General features: G+C 64.5%; 19 protein-coding genes. 5 read left to right on the top strand and 14 right to left on the bottom strand.

The window, feature by feature from the left end:
* Nucleotides 1-3 precede the first annotated feature (3 nt).
* The 3 genes from NLM33_RS45485 to NLM33_RS45475 form a co-directional block, all read right to left on the bottom strand.
* Entirely contained in the window at nt 4-1,149 is a 1,146-nt protein-coding gene (locus NLM33_RS45485; protein ID WP_254105226.1) for a glycosyltransferase family 2 protein, read from the bottom strand.
* Nucleotides 1,150-1,377: 228 nt separating this feature from the next.
* Nucleotides 1,378-1,581, bottom strand: a complete 204-nt coding sequence (locus NLM33_RS45480; protein ID WP_254105225.1) for a hypothetical protein — start codon at nt 1,579-1,581, stop codon at nt 1,378-1,380.
* A gap of 78 nt (nt 1,582-1,659) precedes the next feature.
* A complete protein-coding gene (locus NLM33_RS45475; RefSeq protein WP_254105224.1) occupies nt 1,660-2,034 on the bottom strand; it encodes a hypothetical protein in 375 nt (124 codons plus the stop codon).
* A 117-nt stretch (nt 2,035-2,151) separates the two neighbouring features.
* Between NLM33_RS45475 and NLM33_RS45470 the strand changes: the two genes are divergently transcribed.
* Both NLM33_RS45470 and NLM33_RS45465 read left to right on the top strand, forming a co-directional pair.
* Nucleotides 2,152-2,973, top strand: a complete 822-nt coding sequence (locus NLM33_RS45470) for a DUF72 domain-containing protein (RefSeq protein WP_254105223.1) — start codon at nt 2,152-2,154, stop codon at nt 2,971-2,973.
* An 8-nt stretch (nt 2,974-2,981) separates the two neighbouring features.
* Nucleotides 2,982-3,443 carry a DUF488 family protein gene (locus NLM33_RS45465; protein WP_254105222.1) on the top strand — a complete coding sequence of 154 codons (462 nt, stop codon included), beginning with the start codon at nt 2,982-2,984 and terminating at the stop codon, nt 3,441-3,443.
* Between the two features lie 271 nt (nt 3,444-3,714).
* Here NLM33_RS45465 and NLM33_RS45460 read toward each other — a convergent pair whose 3' ends face one another.
* The 9 genes from NLM33_RS45460 to NLM33_RS45420 all read right to left on the bottom strand — a co-directional run bounded on the left by NLM33_RS45460 (nt 3,715) and on the right by NLM33_RS45420 (nt 12,775).
* Nucleotides 3,715-4,581 (bottom strand): PhzF family phenazine biosynthesis protein, encoded by an 867-nt coding sequence (locus NLM33_RS45460; protein WP_254105221.1) that lies wholly within the window; start codon nt 4,579-4,581, stop codon nt 3,715-3,717.
* A gap of 121 nt (nt 4,582-4,702) precedes the next feature.
* Nucleotides 4,703-5,602 carry an amidohydrolase gene (locus tag NLM33_RS45455; RefSeq protein WP_254105220.1) on the bottom strand — a complete coding sequence of 300 codons (900 nt, stop codon included), beginning with the start codon at nt 5,600-5,602 and terminating at the stop codon, nt 4,703-4,705.
* Between the two features lie 23 nt (nt 5,603-5,625).
* Nucleotides 5,626-6,873, bottom strand: coding sequence for an MFS transporter (locus NLM33_RS45450; RefSeq protein ID WP_254105219.1), 1,248 nt, complete (start codon nt 6,871-6,873; stop codon nt 5,626-5,628).
* Nucleotides 6,874-6,925: 52 nt separating this feature from the next.
* Nucleotides 6,926-7,657, bottom strand: a complete 732-nt coding sequence (locus NLM33_RS45445) for a GntR family transcriptional regulator (RefSeq protein WP_254105218.1) — start codon at nt 7,655-7,657, stop codon at nt 6,926-6,928.
* Nucleotides 7,658-7,828: 171 nt separating this feature from the next.
* A complete protein-coding gene (locus NLM33_RS45440; protein ID WP_254105217.1) occupies nt 7,829-9,136 on the bottom strand; it encodes an adenylate/guanylate cyclase domain-containing protein in 1,308 nt (435 codons plus the stop codon).
* 32 nt (nt 9,137-9,168) lie between these two features.
* A complete protein-coding gene (locus NLM33_RS45435) occupies nt 9,169-10,332 on the bottom strand; it encodes an ABC transporter permease (RefSeq protein ID WP_254105216.1) in 1,164 nt (387 codons plus the stop codon).
* A 12-nt stretch (nt 10,333-10,344) separates the two neighbouring features.
* Nucleotides 10,345-11,283, bottom strand: coding sequence for an ABC transporter ATP-binding protein (locus tag NLM33_RS45430; RefSeq protein ID WP_254105215.1), 939 nt, complete (start codon nt 11,281-11,283; stop codon nt 10,345-10,347).
* Nucleotides 11,280-12,083 (bottom strand): HlyD family secretion protein, encoded by an 804-nt coding sequence (locus tag NLM33_RS45425; RefSeq protein ID WP_254105214.1) that lies wholly within the window; start codon nt 12,081-12,083, stop codon nt 11,280-11,282. The genes NLM33_RS45430 and NLM33_RS45425 overlap by 4 nt, the downstream gene beginning before the upstream one ends.
* Entirely contained in the window at nt 12,080-12,775 is a 696-nt protein-coding gene (locus NLM33_RS45420) for a TetR/AcrR family transcriptional regulator (RefSeq protein ID WP_254105213.1), read from the bottom strand. The genes NLM33_RS45425 and NLM33_RS45420 overlap by 4 nt, the downstream gene beginning before the upstream one ends.
* A 108-nt stretch (nt 12,776-12,883) precedes the next feature.
* Between NLM33_RS45420 and NLM33_RS45415 the strand changes: the two genes are divergently transcribed.
* From NLM33_RS45415 to NLM33_RS45405, 3 genes are read left to right on the top strand one after another with little or no spacing between them, the layout of a single operon-like run.
* Nucleotides 12,884-13,219 carry a helix-turn-helix transcriptional regulator gene (locus NLM33_RS45415; RefSeq protein WP_254106171.1) on the top strand — a complete coding sequence of 112 codons (336 nt, stop codon included), beginning with the start codon at nt 12,884-12,886 and terminating at the stop codon, nt 13,217-13,219.
* A complete protein-coding gene (locus NLM33_RS45410; protein WP_254105212.1) occupies nt 13,216-13,677 on the top strand; it encodes an SRPBCC domain-containing protein in 462 nt (153 codons plus the stop codon). Before NLM33_RS45415 ends, NLM33_RS45410 begins: the two co-directional genes overlap by 4 nt.
* Before the next feature lie 15 nt (nt 13,678-13,692).
* Nucleotides 13,693-14,106 (top strand): GFA family protein, encoded by a 414-nt coding sequence (locus NLM33_RS45405; protein WP_254105211.1) that lies wholly within the window; start codon nt 13,693-13,695, stop codon nt 14,104-14,106.
* A gap of 10 nt (nt 14,107-14,116) precedes the next feature.
* Here the strand turns inward: NLM33_RS45405 and adhP are convergent, their stop codons facing one another.
* A complete protein-coding gene (gene adhP, locus NLM33_RS45400; RefSeq protein ID WP_254105210.1) occupies nt 14,117-15,142 on the bottom strand; it encodes an alcohol dehydrogenase AdhP in 1,026 nt (341 codons plus the stop codon).
* Between the two features lie 149 nt (nt 15,143-15,291).
* Nucleotides 15,292-15,702, bottom strand: a complete 411-nt coding sequence (locus NLM33_RS45395; protein ID WP_254105209.1) for a DUF2000 family protein — start codon at nt 15,700-15,702, stop codon at nt 15,292-15,294.
* Between the last annotated feature and the right edge of the window lies 1 nt (nt 15,703).

Raw genomic sequence — 15,703 nt, 5'->3', positions numbered from 1 at the left:
GCGCTATTTCTTGCGCCAGACGAACAGTCCGGACATCGCGTAGTTCCACACCACGCCCATCAGCGCGCCGGCCATTCCGGCAAGCCACCAGATCGGCTCCTGGTCGTAGACCGAGAAGGCAACGCCGACATTGGCGAACAGGCCGACGCTACAGACGATGTAGAAGGCAATCAGGCCGCGCAGGATCGCAAAGCCCTTCAGCCGCTGATCGCGATAGGTGAGGAAGTTGTTGAGGATGAAGTTGCTGGTCATGGCGACGAGAGCGCCGGAGGCCTGCGCCTCCGCGAACGGCGCCTTGAAGACCTCGAGGGCGATGAACAGCGTCGTCAGATGCACGACGAGGCCGATGCCGCCGACCATCGCGAACAGCAGGAAGCGTAGCGACACCGCGTCGTTGGTGAGCTTCGCCAGCACCAGGCCCAGGAAGTCGAGCGCGACCATGGAATCGAGCTTGCTCTCGCCATGCTGGCGCGCGCCGAAGGTGTAGGGAATTTCGACGGCGCGTAAGCCGCCGCGCGCGGAGGCGACGACATCGAGCAGGATCTTGAAGCCGTGCACCGAGAGCTTTGGCGCCAGCTGCTCGAATCGGTCGGTGCGGATCATGAAGAAGCCGCTCATGGGGTCGGCGATCTCGACCTGCAGCACCTGCTTGGCGACTTCGGTCGCAAGCGCGCTGGCGCCGGCGCGCTGCTTGTTGAAGCCTTCGCTTTTGTAGCCCTCGATATAGCGACTGCCGACAACGAGCTCGGCCTCTCCGCTCGCGAGCAGCGAGAGCATCTTCGGCAGTTGCGTCTCGTCATGCTGGAGATCGGCGTCGATCACTGCCGCATAGGGTGCGCTTGAGGCCAAAATGCCTTCGATGCAGGCCCCCGACAGGCCGCGGCGGCCGATGCGGCGGATGCAGCGCACGCGGCTGTCGCGCCTGGCGAGCGCGCGCACCACGTCCCAGGTGCCGTCGGGCGAATTGTCGTCGACGAACACGACCTCCCAGGCGATGCCGGCCAGGGTTGCCTCCAGCCGCCGATACAGGACCGTGACGTTGTCACGCTCGTTGAAAGTCGGGACGACGACGGACAGCTCCGGCGAGCGCGGGCCTGGCTGCGGGGCCTGCGGCGAGGATTCGGGGCCCGGTCTGATCGCTTCATTCATGACGGGGAGCGTATATCCGCCGCGTCCTGCGATGCCAAGCCGGGGTTTTAAGGGGAAAGCGCCGAAAAGGGGACCAAAAATGCCAACGACCCCAGAATAACGGACCGCGCGTACATCCGGCGCAGCCGAGCTATTCCAAGGTCGTCCCGGCGCCGGAGCGGTGAGCTGCAACGTCGCCGTTAAAAGCTAAATAGGAACTGCAATGCCCATCCGCAAGGGGGCCCGCCGCTATTGGTTCGGCACTTCCCGAATGATCGGTCCCCGCGGGGCGGGCGCGGCAGGGGCTGCGGCTGCAGCCGGTGCAGGCTGGGCTGCGGCCTTGGGCTTCGGCGGCTTGCCATATTGTCCGATCGGACCGAACACGACGGCGACCGCGAGCACGACCGCCGCGACGATCGCGCCAAAAATGCCTCCGACCGACTCAGACGTCATCCTGCCCGTTCCCGTTCCGATGAACCCTTCTGATATCACGGAAGCGCGGCCGGCCGGAAGGGCCGCGGGTTCCGACGGTTAATTGGAGGAGCCAGTGCCGGGTGCCCTGTGCTTCACGAAGGCCATCACGATGTCCTTCTGCGCCGATTCCACCGCCCTGTTCGCGGTCGCGAGATGAGCGCCGGCATCGATGCTGGGATATTGCGTCGTCAGATAGTCGAGCAACGCGACCCGATAATACTGCCGCTCGGAAGGACAGGCGCCCGCGACCGAGCGGGAAAAGTCCTGTTCCGAGAGACCTTGATTGCTGTCGCGCGAATATTCCCGCGCCAGGCAGTGCCAATAATCGTCGCGGCCCTGGATCGCCAGCTTGTGCGCCCCTCCCGCATCATCGTCATCGGCAATGGCAGCAGACGTCATCATGACGAGCACCAGCGCGATCAGCATCCGCATCTTGTTCTCCTGTTATCGCAGATCCCGGTCGCGAGCTTAGACGGGACGCTGCAACTGGCCAATCACATCTGGTTTGATTAGGATGAGAGCCCTCCCCTCATCCGCGCGAGATCCTCCGTGGCCAAAGCAAAAACCGCGTCGCAAAAATCGGGCAACATCTTCATCGGCATCGGCGGCTGGACTTTCGAGCCCTGGCGCGGCGTGTTCTATCCGGAGAAGCTCACGCAGGCGAAGGAGCTGTCCTATGCCGCATCGAAGCTGACCTCGATCGAGATCAACGGCACCTATTACGGCTCGCAGAAGCCGGAGAGCTTTCGCAAATGGGCCTCCGAAGTGCCCGACGGCTTCGTCTTCTCGGTCAAGGGACCGCGCTTTGCCACCAACCGGAGGGTGCTGGCGGAGGCCGGCGATTCCATCAAGCGGTTCTACGATTCCGGCGTGCTGGAGCTGCGCGACCGCCTTGGACCCGTGCTGTGGCAATTCGCGCCGACCAAGAAGTTCGACGGCGCCGATTTCGGCAAGTTCCTGGAGCTGTTGCCGCGCAAGCTCGATGGCCGCGCGCTGCGTCATGTGGTCGAGGTTCGTCACGACAGCTTCTGCACGCCCGATTTCGTCGCGCTGCTGCGCGAGTTCGAGACGCCGGTGGTGTTCGCCGAGCACGGCAAATATCCGGCGATTGCGGATGTCGTCAGCGATTTCGTCTACGCCCGGCTTCAAAAGGGCAATGACGAGCTGAAGACCTGCTATCCGCCCAGGGATCTCGTTGCCTGGGGCTCGCGGTTTCAGGCCTGGGCCTCGGGTAGTGAACCGGATGACCTGCCGAAGGTTGACAAGGCAAAGCCCAAGAAGGAGCCGCGCGACGTGTTCGCCTATGTCATCCACGAGGGCAAGGTGCGCGCGCCAGCCGGCGCCATGGAACTGATCGCGCGCGTTGCCTGAGGTCCGGCATGGCCAAAGCGAAAAAGCTCTTCACCATCGGCTATGAGCAGACGCCGCCCAAGGCGGTGCTGGACGAGCTGGAGCAGGCCGGCGTCAAGCTGCTCGTCGACGTGCGCGCGGTGACGTCCTCGCGCCGGCCGGGCTTTTCCAAGAAGCAGCTCGCGGCAGGGCTCGACGAGCGCGGCATCGCCTATGTCCATTTGGCGGCGCTGGGCACGCCGAAGGAAGGACGCCTCGCCGCGCGCAGCGGCGAGTATGCGGCGCTTGAAAAGATCTACTCAAAGCACCTGAAGACGCCGCAAGCGAAGGAAGAGCTCGACGAATTGTCGGCGCTGGTGAAGAAGGGCGGCCCCGTCTGCCTGCTCTGCTACGAGCGCGACCACACCCACTGCCACCGCCAGATGATCGCGGAGATCATCGAGGACCGCGATGGGGTGAAGGTGGAGAATTTGGTCGGGCGGCAGGTGTAGCTGGCTCCGCCGTCATTCCGGGCGCGAGACGAGATGACGATCTAGCAGTAGCCGTCCTCCTGAGGTGCCGTAGCGAAGCGGAGGCCTCGAAGGACGACGGCGTGCCGCTGACGTTGCAGCACCTCGGCCGTCCATCCTTCGAGGCTCGCAAGGGCTCGCACCTCAGGATGACGGGTCTGCCAGGGGCGCGCGTCGCTTGTCAGAAATGACGAGTGGAAAGAGCCTACCCCTCCCCCGCGAGCCGAAACGTTCCTTCCATCATCTGCACGCACTAGCCGCCGACGTGGGAGGACAGCAGCGCGCCGTTCTGCTTCACCACGCGCGTCAGCAGGATGCTCGGCCTGCCCATATCAAAACCCTGGCCGATGGTGAGCTTCAACTCGCCATCGCGCTGGGGATCGAGATCGGCGAACAGGGCGGCAGCGGCGACCGTGGCGCTGCCGGTGGCGGGGTCCTCGATCAGGCCGCTGGCGCCGGGAAAGAACATCCGCGCCTGGAGATCGCAAGGCGCTTCAGCGGCAGGAACGTCGCGCGTGTAGAAATAGACCCCAAAGGCGCCGTCGCGCGGCATCACCCGGCCGAACGCCGCAGCGTCGGGTTTCGCCCGTCGCACGGCATCGCGCGAGCCCACCTCCGCCACCACGAACGGCGTTCCCACGCCGACAACCTGCGGCGCGTGCCGATCCAACCTGATGTCTTCTGCACTCAGCGAAAGACAGGCTGCAACGTCGTTTGCAGAAAGTTGCGAGAGGCGGCTCAAGGGCTGCGGTGCGGTGAGCTCGGCGTTGACCACCCTGCCCTGCTCCCGCTGAATGTCCACCGGCACGAGGCCCGCCTTCTCCTCGAACAGCAGACGCTGTTTCGGCTCCCTGGCGAGCGTTGCAAGCACGAACGCCGTGCCGACATTGGGATGCCCGGCAAAGGGAAGCTCCCTGACGGGCGTGAAGATGCGCACCTCGGCATCGTTCGCCTTGTCGCGCGGCGGCAGCACCAAGATGGTCTCGGAATAGTTGAACTCGGTCGCGATCGCCTGCATCTGCTGCGTCGACAGCCCGCCGGCATCGAGCACGACGGCGAGCTGGTTGCCGCCGAAGATGCGGTTGGTGAATACGTCGACTGTGATGTAGCGCCGTTGCATCTTGCTTCCCTCACGCAAATTGCAGCCTCGACCGGCTGCATCGGCCTGCATGTTACAGGCCGACGCTATAAGCCGTCATGCCCCAAAACTCGGAGCACTCGGTGCAATCGCGCAAGAGAATCTAGAAGCGGAAGAGTGGTCGCGGCGAGGCCAACACTTGCGCGCGCTCGTCCTTGTCCGTGACGAGCTCGTCGAGGAAGCGGCGGTTCTTCTCGTAAGTCTGCACCGCCTCGAACTGCGTGTGCGGCCAGTCGCTGCCCCACAACAGACGGTCGAGACCGTAAGCTGTGCGCAGCAGGGGATAGGCTTCCTTCGCAAAGCTTTCGCCGGCGGCACCGTTGCGGTACGGCGCGGATATCTTGACCCAGACGTTTTTGGTCGCACCCAGCTTCAGCACAGCCTGGAAGCCCGGGTCGGCGACGCCGAGTTTCGGATCGGGCAGCGCGAAGTGATCGAGCACGACGGTGATGCCGCGGTCGAGCAGCTGCGGCGCGAGCGTTGCGAGATCGGAGGCGTTGCGCTGGATCTCGACCTGCCAGCCCAGCGATTTGACCGATGCGAGCAACGACTTCCATTCGGGCGCGCCGAGATCCGGCAAGGGCTGGCCGACGAGGTTGAGACGGATGCCGACCACGCCTTCGCGATCGAGCGCGGCAAGCTCCTCGGCAGGGACCGCGGGATCGACGACGGCGATGCCGCGCAGCCGGCCGCCGGCCACCTTCAGGCATTCGACAAGATAGGAATTGTCAGTGCCGAGAAAGCTCGGCTGTACCAGCACGCCATTAGTCATGCCGTTCCGATCGAGCTGCTGCAGATACAGATCGAGCGGCGCGTCGTAGTCCGGTGCGTAACGCCGGCCGGGAGCGAGCTTCAGGCCACGGTGAAAGACGTGGGCATGGGTATCGATCGCCGGAATTTTCACCTCACTCATCGCCCTGCCCGCACTGGCGATCACTGAGGCAAGGGCAGCAGCGCCCGCGCCGAATTGACGGCGCGTCAGGCCGCGTTCGTTTCTCGTCATGTCTGTTACTCCACATTCGCAGATCAGGCGCGCGTACCGACGGCGGCCTGCTCAAACACCTTGCCGCGGGTCTCGGGCAGCAGCAGCACCGCGATCAGCACCAGCGAATAGGCAAAGGCCGCGTCGATACCGATCGCGGGCCCAAGGCCGATATGGTCGCTGAGATAGCCGACGAGGAACGGAAACGCGGCGGAAACGATGCGCCCGAAATTGTAGCAGAAGCCGACTCCGGTGCCGCGCACACCCGCCGGATAGAGCTCGCTGAACAGCGCCGCCATGCTCGCCGGGATGCCTGCCGAGAAGAAGCCCAAGGGGAAACCCAGCACCAGCATCTGCGAATTGGTCAGCGGCGCAAAGATGTAGACCAGCACGGTGACGATGCAGGCGGTGGCGAAGAGCGCGACGTTGGCGCGCCTGCCGATGCGGTCGCTGACGATGCCGCTCATCACGCAACCGCAGAAGAATGCGATGATGATGACGGCGAGATAGCCGCTCGAGCCCAGCACCGACAGATGCCGTACCTCGCGAAGATAGGTCGGCAGGAACGTCGTCAGCGCGGCGTAGCCGCCATGCGCGCCGGTCCCGAAGAGACCGCCGATCAGGGTCGCGCGCAGCACGTCACGATGGAAGATGCCGGCGAGCGTGGCGAAGAACGGCGGCGGGGCTGCACTCGCCGCCGCGCGCTGCGGCTCCTTCAGGCCGCGGCGAATGAAGATGATCAGCAGCGCGGGCAACAGTCCGATCGCGAACAGGATCCGCCAGGCGATGTCCGCCGGCGCGTAGGTGAAGACCAGGGCGGACAGCAGCACGGCTGCGCCCCAGCCCACCGCCCACGCGCTCTGCACCGAGCCGAGCGCCTTGCCGCGATGCTCGGGGCGGATGATCTCGGCCATCAGCACCGCGCCGCAGGCCCATTCGGCGCCGAAGCCGAGGCCCTGAATGGCCTTGAGCACCAGGAGCTGGGTGTAGGTCATCGCAAAGGCGCAGGCGAAGGTCGCAAGCGCAAAGGTGGCGACCGTGATCTGGAGCGCCTTGACGCGACCGAAGCGGTCGCCGAGCGCGCCGCCGATCCAGCCGCCGAAGGCGCCAAAGAACAGCGTGATCGAGCCGAGCAGGCCGGCATCAGCCTTGCTGATCCCGAAGGCCGCGATCAGCGCGGGGATGGCAAGGCCAAACATCTGGACGTCGAGTGCGTCGAGCGCCCAACCGCCGAAGCTTGCCCAGAAGGTGCGCCGCTCCAGCGGCGAGCTTTCGCTGTACCAGTTTGCCATCGTCTCTCCCCTGAATTCTTTATTGCTTGATGTGTGTGTGTGTCGCCCGCGCTCACCGGATCTCGGCGTGGTAGCGGAAGCGGTTGGCAGGCCCGCGCGAGCGGCGCCATTCGATTGGGCGCCGTTCGAGATCGAGCGCGAGACGCTCGATGACGATCAGCGGCGCGTGCGCCTCGAGCCGCAGCAGGCGGGCCTGCATCTCGCTCGCGGTCTCGACCGTCAGGATTTCCTCCGCCGACACCACCACCTCACCGCAGCGCTCCTCATAGAGAGGATAAAGCAGGTCGCCGAATTCGGACGGGTCGATGTCGAGGATCGCCGCGAAGCGCGACTTTTGCAGCCAGATCTCATCGGCGAGCAGCGGCACGTCGTCGATCAGGCGCAGGCGCGACAGGCTGATCACGGGCTCGCCTTGGGGGATGCGCAGCGCGGATGCGACGGCGGAGGTAGCCGGCACGCATTTCCGCCTGAGGATGCGGCTTTGCGGCACGCGGCGCTCGCCGCTCTCGGACTGGAAGCGGAAGAAGCGGAACAGCGAGGAGTTGAAGCGCGCGCGGCGGACGAAGGTGCCGCGGCCCTGCTGGCGCTCCAGCACGGCGTCGCTGACCAGCTGATCGATCGCCTTGCGCACGGTGCCGATCGCGACGCCGTAATGCGCAGCGAGCTCGGCCTCCGACGGGATCGGCTCGCCCGGGCGCCATTCATTGCGGTTGATCCGCGCGGCGAGATCGTCGCGCAGACGCTGATAGCGAGGCAGGCGGTCGTCGAGCGGGACTGAATTCATATAGTCATATAGATGACTAGATGAAATTGGAGTCAAGCGCTACGATAATACCTCTCTCAGGCCAGACGCACCGTCATTCCGGGGCGGCTCGAAGAGCCGAGCCCGGAATCTCGAGATTCCGGGTTCGCCCTCCGGGCGCCCCGGAATGACGGGCATCATCAGCGGAATCCACTATCCCAGTTGAAACACCGCCATCGGCCGCTCGTAGCCGCGCACCTCGACCTCTCCAAGCGCGACGGCATCGTCGCCATCATCGCCGAGCACATCGCGCACCGCGGACGAGATCAGGAGCTGCGAGCCGAAATCCTTGTTCAGCGCCTCCAGCCTTGAAGCAAAGTTCACGGTGTCGCCGATCACGGTGTACTCCTTGCGCCGCGGTGAGCCAATATTGCCGGCGACGACCTCGCCGAAATGGATGCCGATGCCGATCCGCAGCGGCCAGCTCGATTGTGCGTTGATGCGGTCCATCGCGGTGAGCATCTCGCGGCCGGCAGCGACGGCCCGGTGCGCGGCGTCGGATGCGGCGAGCGGTGCCCCAAACAGTGCGAGAAAGCCGTCGCCCAAGAACTTGTTCACGATGCCGCCATGGCGATCGAGGATGTCGACCAGCACGGCGAAGGCGCCGTCGAGCCGATCGACCACGTCCTGCGGCGAGCGCGAGCGTGCGCCGGCGGTGAAGCCGCGGAAGTCGACGAACATCACCGCGACGCGCCTGATGTCGCCGCCGGCGCTAGTTCCCTCCGCCATCAGCCGCTCGACGACCTGCGGCGAGACGTGCTGGCCGAACAGGTTTGTGACGCGGTCGCGCGCGGTGGCTGCCGTGATGCTTGCCGCGAACTGCCGGCGGAGTTGTGCGCCGACGGCGCCTGCGAGCACGCCGCAGACCAGGATGATGCAGCTGCGCACGGCGTGGAAATAGGCCTGAGGCTCGCCGGCGCCGCTGACGGGATCAAAATAGAGTGCAACGGCGAAGAGCTGGGCCGCCGCCACGAAACCGGTGAAGGCCGACAACCGGAAATCGAGGCGCAGCGTCGAGAGAATGATGAAGATGAAATAGACCAGAGGCACGGCAAAACCGAGTGCCGGGATCGCCCCCATGCTCCGGATCTCCAGGACGAGGATGACCGTCGGCAGCGAGGTTTCGATCAGCGCGCCGACATACCGTCTGACCACCGGCACGTCTCGATCGAGCCTGAGATTTCGCCTGATCTGGGACTGAACCCAGACCTCGAACAGGACAAACCCGATCAGCACGCCGTAGACCTCGATCAGCCCGGACGTCCCATGCCAGACCCGCTCCACGACGCTCGGGGCAAACAGGTACATCGCAGTGATGAACAGGATCATGACGCATCCCGTCACGATCAGGGCCTTGACGCGCAACAGCTCGGTCCGCAGCACCTCGCGTGCCAGCTCGTGCTCGAAATCCGCCGATATCGCGGCTTGCTGCCCGGCTGCCCTGCTTGCAAAACTGACCATCTGCGCCCCCTTCTCGTTGCGGGCATTTTGCCTCAATCGAGCGTGCGGCGGAAGCGCGTCACGGCGATGATCATGGCGACCAGCATGAGGGCCGCCAGCGCCAACGCGTCGTATTGCAGGTTCTGAACAGTTGCGCCTTTGAGCATGATGGCGCGGACGATACGCACATAATGCGTCAGCGGCAGCCCCTCGCCGAGATATTGCGCCCAGACCGGCATGCCAGCGAACGGGAACATGAAGCCGGACAGCAAAATGCTCGGCAGGAAGAACATCATCGACATCTGCATGGCCTGGAGCTGGTTCTGCACGATGGTCGAGAAAGTGTAGCCGATCGCGAGATTGGTGGTGATGAACAGCGTCGACAGCAGCGCCAGCAAGGTGAGGCTGCCGAGCACGGGCACGCCGAACAGCAACACGCCAATCGAGAGGATCAGGAAGGCCTGGATGAAGCCGACCAGCACGTAAGGGATGATCTTGCCGAACATCACCTCGACCGGCCTGATCGGCATCGAGAGCAGGCTTTCCATCGTGCCGCGCTCGACCTCGCGCGTGACCGACAGCGCGGTGAAGATCAGCATGGTCATGGTCAGGATGGTGCCGACGAGGCCCGGCACGATGTTCAGCCGCGACGACGCGGCCGGATTGTAGCGGGCGTGCGCGCGGATCTCGAACGGCATCTCCGGGGGATCGCCGATATAGAGATCGTGCTTGAGCGCGGTCTGCACGATCATGCCGAGCGAGCCGAGCGCGGCGCTGGCCGCGACCGGATCGGTCGCATCGGCCGCGACCAGCAGCGCCGGCCTGTCCCCGCGCCGCACCGCCCGCTCGAAGCCGCGCGGAATCTCGACGCCGAACAGCACCTTGCCGGACTTCAGCAGGTTGTCGAACTCCGCGACGTCGTGCACCTCGCGGGTGAAACGGAAATAGGCGGTGTTCTCCAGCGCCTTCAGCACGGAGCGCGCGAGATCGCTATCCTCCTGCAGCAGGACGGCGCTCGGCAGATTGTGCGGCGTGGTGTTGATGGCGTAGCCGAACAGCAGAAGCTGCATCACGGGGATCATCACGATCATGGCGAAGGAGACGCGGTCGCGCCGGAGCTGGATGAACTCCTTCACCACCATCGCATAAGAGCGCCGCCAGAAGCCGAAGCGCTCGCGGATGTCGTGACCGTGACCTGATACGTCAGTAGCGCTCATTGGAAACTGTCCTTATTGGAAATTGTCCCTGGAGCGGTTCATGAGCTCGATGAAGACGTCTTCGAGCGAGGGATGCGACTTCTGCCAGTGCAGGCCGCCTTTGTCGCGCCAGGGCGCGATGCTGGCATCAAGCGTTGCGACGTCGCGGCCCGAGACGTGCAGCGAGGTGCCGAACGGCGCCACCATGTCGACGCCGGGCTTGCCGGTGAGATCGGTGGCGAGGCCATTCAAATCATCGCCGGTGACGGTGTAGGTCGTGAGCGCGGATTTCGCGATCACCTCGTCCACGGTACCGTGCGTCAGGAGATGCCCATAGGCGATGTACGCGATCTCGTGACAGCGCTCGGCCTCGTCCATGTAATGGGTAGAGACCAGCACGGTGAGACCTTCGGCCGCGAGCGCATGAATCTCGTTCCAGAAGTCGCGCCGCGCCTTAGGATCGACGCCGGCGGTCGGCTCGTCCAGCAGCAGGAGCTGCGGATTGGGCAGCGTGCAGGCCCCCAGCGCCAGCCGCTGCTTCCAGCCGCCGGAGAGCTCGCCCGCGAGCTGCTCCTCGCGGCCGGAGAGGCCGAGCCGCTTGATCATTTCACCCGCCGCGCCGCGCGCATCGCGCATGCCGTAGAGCCGTGCGACGAACTCCAGGTTCTCCCGCACCGAGAGATCCTGATACAGGCTGAAGCGCTGGGTCATGTAGCCGACCTGGCGCTTGATCCGCTCGGCGTCGCGCCTGATGTCGTACCCCAGGCAGGTGCCCTCGCCGCTGTCGGGCGTCAAAAGCCCGCAGAGCATGCGGATGGTCGTGGTCTTGCCGGAGCCGTTGGGGCCGAGAAAGCCGTAGATCGAGCCGCGCTTCACCTGCATCGACAGATCATGCACGACCTCACGGCCGCCAAAGGACTTTGTCAGCCCTTTGACGTCGATCGCGATACCGTTGCCGGCTGTCCCGTTCATCGCTTGTCCGCTACCGGGGTCTTGATTTCAGAAGTCTTGGGATTGAGATAAACGCTGATCGGCTGGCCCACGCGCAGCGCATCCGGCCGGGAGGGCCGCGCCTGGATCAAATAGACGAGCTTGTTGCGCTCATCGAGGCTGTAGATCACCGGCGGCGTGTACTCGGCTGTGGTCGCGATGAAATAGATCTTCGCGGTGAGATCATCAGCGCAATTGTCGCAGACGACCCGGACCTGATCGCCGATCGCAAGCTTTGGCAGCTCGGTCTCCGGCACGAAGAAGCGCAGCTTCATGTTTCCGGGCGGCATGATCGACAGCACCGGCCGCTGCGCCGCCACCATCTCGCCCTCGCGGAAATAGATCTGCTGGATGGTGCCGGCAACCGGCGCAAAACCTTTCCGCCGCGCAAGCCGCGTTTCCGAGGTCGCAACGCGCGCCTCCGCGACCCGCAAGGCCGAGACCGCGGAATCGAGATTGGCCTGCGTGCCGGCGCCAGTTCCCCTCAGCGAGGCCGCCCGATCATAGGTCTGCTGCGCGTTCGCCAGCGTCGCCTTGTTCTGGTTGAGATCGGCGAGCTGGAGATCGTCGTCGACCGAATAAAGGGCGTCGCCGACCTTCACCTCGTCGCCCTCGCGAACGTTCAGCTTGATCACACGTCCCGCCTCATCAGGACTGACGAAGATCATGTCGGCCTCGACCCAACCCTGGAAGCCGGGATCGCGCTGCTCCTTGCAGCCGGCAAGTCCAATGGTGAGAGCAACGGCCAATACGCTGCGGACAATCAATTGCGACGACCTCATGTCGTCCTCCGTTCGCCAAAAATCAAATCAAGATGGACGCGCAGCATCTCCTGCGCATCGAGCGGGAAATGCCGCGCAAACAGGCTCTGCCAGATCACCGCGATGAGCGCCGGCGCGACCAGGATCTGGGGAAAGCGCGCGAGGTTCTTTTGCTGAATCTCACCGCGGGCAATCCCGAGCTCGATCAGCGCGCGCATGCCGGCCATCCCGCGTGAGACGACCTCGCGGTAGTAGAAGTCGGCCACGGCCGGAAAGCGCGGTCCCTCCGCAACGATCAGGCGCACGAGGTCGCCGCGCCTGGTGTTCGCAACCTCCTTCAGGAAATTGGTCGCAAAGGCCTCGACGAGGTCGCGCACCGAGCCGGTCGGCGGCGGCAGTGTGGTGAGCCGCTCGACCACCGGCACGATGACGATGCGCACCAGCTCCTCGAACATGGATTCCTTGTCCTTGAAGTGCAGGTAGATCGTGCCTTTCGCCACGCCTGCGCGCTTGGCGATGTCGTCGAGCCGCGTCGCCGCGAAGCCGCGCGCGATGAACTCCTCCAGCGCCGCCTCCACGATCGCCGCACGTCGCTCCGCCGCGCGCGTGGCGCGGTTTGATCCGGGAGTGGCAGCTTCGTCGCTGGCTTCGGGCGCATGACCCTTGGCGCGGGCTGCGGACGACATGGCGGGTTTGGTCGGCTTCTTTGTCATCCTCAACTTATGACTGACCGGTCAGTCAATGTCAAGCAATCGTTATGCCCGAGATATCGAAACAAATTAGTATTTACTAATGCATTAGCCATTGCTAATTTAATGATCATGCTCGAAGCGGTCCCAAACCCCATCACCACCGTCATGCGCGCTCTCGCCGATCCGACCCGCCGGGCCGTGTTCGAGCGCGTCTTCGAGAGCAAGGAGATCAGCGTCGTGGAGCTGACGCGCGGCAGCGGCGTGACCCAGGGCGCGATCTCGCAGCACCTGAAGTCGCTGAAGCAAGCCGGTCTCGTCGCCGAGCGCGCGGAGGGCCGCAACGTCTATTACCGCGCCGCGCCGCAAGGGCTCGAGCCTCTGGTCGAGTGGATGGATCACTACGGCGTCTTCTGGCGCGAACGCTTCCAGAACCTGCGTGACCTCTTGAAGGAGATCGATCCGTGAGTGCAGCCGAGTTGAAAGCCGAGACAAAGGACATCGTCATCGACGAGGTCTTCCCTCACGCGACCGAGACGATCTGGAAGGCGCTGACCAGTGCGCAGTTGATCGCGCGCTGGCTGATGCCACCGACCGGCTTCGAAGCGATCGAAGGCAAGGCCTTCACATTCCAGACCACCCCGGGCGGGGCCTGGGATGGCGTCATCCATTGCCGGGTTCTGGAGGTCGTGCCGAACCGGCGTCTCGTCTACGCCTGGAAGGGCGGCGATGAGCGCAACACCGGCTACGGCGCGCCGCTCGACACTGTCGTGACGTGGTCCCTCACCCCGGTCGAGGCCGGCACGCGGATCCGCCTGGTTCATGCGGGCTTCGTCATGCCCAGGAACGACTCGGCCTACACGGTCATGAGCGGCGGCTGGAAAAAGGTCGTCAGACAGCTCGAAGAGATCAGCGGCGAAGAGTGAGTGGGAGATATCGCAATGGACAAGCCCTTTACCGGCGGCTGCGCTTGCGGCGCGATCCGCTATTCGATTACCGGCGAGCCCCTGTTCAGCAATCACTGCCAGTGCCGGGACTGCCAGCGTGAAAGCGGCAGCGGTCACGGCTCGTACATGACTTTCCCACGTGAAGGCGTCACGGTGACAGGCGAGGCCAAGCAATGGGACATGGTCGGCGACAGTGGCAACGTGAAGACACGCGCCTTCTGCTCCGTGTGCGGCTTGCCGGTCTTCATGACCTTCGCCGCGATGCCCGACATCTTCACCATTCGCGCCGCGAGCCTCGACGATCCCTCCCGCTACAAGCCGCAGGTGATAACCTACGCCGCGCGCGGTCATGGCTGGGATCACCTCGACCCGAGCCTGCCGAAGTTCGAGACCATGCCGCCGGCGTGAGGCGCCGGCGCTAGGTAAAATCGAGCACCATGCGGCCGTCGATCTTGCCGGCCTTCATCTTGTCAAACACCGTATTGATCTCGGCGAGCGGCACCTTGGTGACTTCGGCGTGGACCTTCCCGTCGGCGGCGAAGGCGATGGCCTCGTCGAGATCCCTGCGCGTGCCGACGATCGAGCCGCGCACCGTGATGCGCTTCAGCACGACGTCGAAGATCGGGGTCGGGAATTCGCCCGGCGGCAGACCGACGAGACTGACGGTGCCCTTCCGGCGCACCATCTTCAGCGCCTGCGCAAAGGCGGCGGTGGAGACGGCCGTCACCAGGACGCCATGCGCCCCTCCCCCGGTCGCGGCCAGCACCTTGTCGACGGCATCCGCATTCAACGCGTTGACTGCGAGATCGGCGCCGGTCGTGTGCGCCAGCGCGAGCTTGTCCGCGGCGATGTCGATGGCGGCAACCTTGAGCCCCATGGCCTTGGCGTATTGGATCGCGACATGCCCGAGACCGCCGACGCCCGAGATCACCACCCATTCGCCGGGCCGTGCCTCGGTCTCCTTCAGCCCCTTGTACGTCGTCACGCCGGCGCACAGGATCGGCGCAACGCCGGCGAAATCGATATTGGCAGGCAGCTTCGCCGCGAAGGCGGCAGAGGCGATGACGTATTCGGCAAAGCCACCATTCACACTGTAGCCGGTGTTGTGCTGGTGCTCGCACAGCGTCTCCCAGCCGGTCTCGCAATATTCGCAAGCCATGCACGAATCGTGCAGCCATGCGACCCCGACGGCATCGCCGACCCTGAGGTTGGTGACGCCGGGTCCCAGCGCCGCGACAGTGCCGGCAACCTCATGACCGGGAATGAAAGGCGGAACCGGTTTCACCGGCCAGTCGCCGGAGGCCGCATGCAGATCGGTGTGGCAGACCCCGCAAGCCTTCACCTTGACCAGGACCTCGCCAGGACCGGGCTGCGGCACCGGTACATCCTGGATCTCGAGCGGCTTGCCAAAACTGGTGACGACAGCGGCTTTCATGGTCGGCATCGGTCTGCTCCTTTGCATTTGCGGGAGACAGACTACTGGCCGAGCGCGGCGCGCCCTTGATTGGGGTCAAACAGCACAATCTTTGCGCACGGCGAAGCACCAGTATGACGACGCAGCGACAACAACTTCTCGAGAGTTCAGCGAAAGCGTCAGCTATGGAACTTCAAACCATCGCAAATTTTATCGATCACCTTGCGCTCGGCACGCATCGCGATACCGACAAGATTGAGATCGGCGCGGCTGACCGCCCTCACCGCCTCGCGATTGGCGGCATCATGCGTGGTCGCGAACATGTCCTCGGTATAGACCGCCGGCGTCACGTTGCGCGCCAGCGCGCGATCGAGCGCGCGGGACAGTGCAGGACTATCGGCGCCATAGATCAGGATCGGCTGACCGATCAAAGAAAGATATTTCGTCCCGGACGCATCCTCGTAAGGCTCGCCGATGCACTCCGGAAAGGCTGAGGCGATTCCGCTGGTGAGGAAGGACGCCACGTTGAGCTTCTGCCACGTCTGGAGGTCGGTGCGGATCACGACGGCGATCTTGGTGTCGAACTGCATG

The sequence above is a fragment of the Bradyrhizobium sp. CCGUVB1N3 genome (assembly GCF_024199925.1).
GTDB lineage: Bacteria > Pseudomonadota > Alphaproteobacteria > Rhizobiales > Xanthobacteraceae > Bradyrhizobium.
This window is presented reverse-complemented; position numbering and strand designations above follow the sequence as displayed.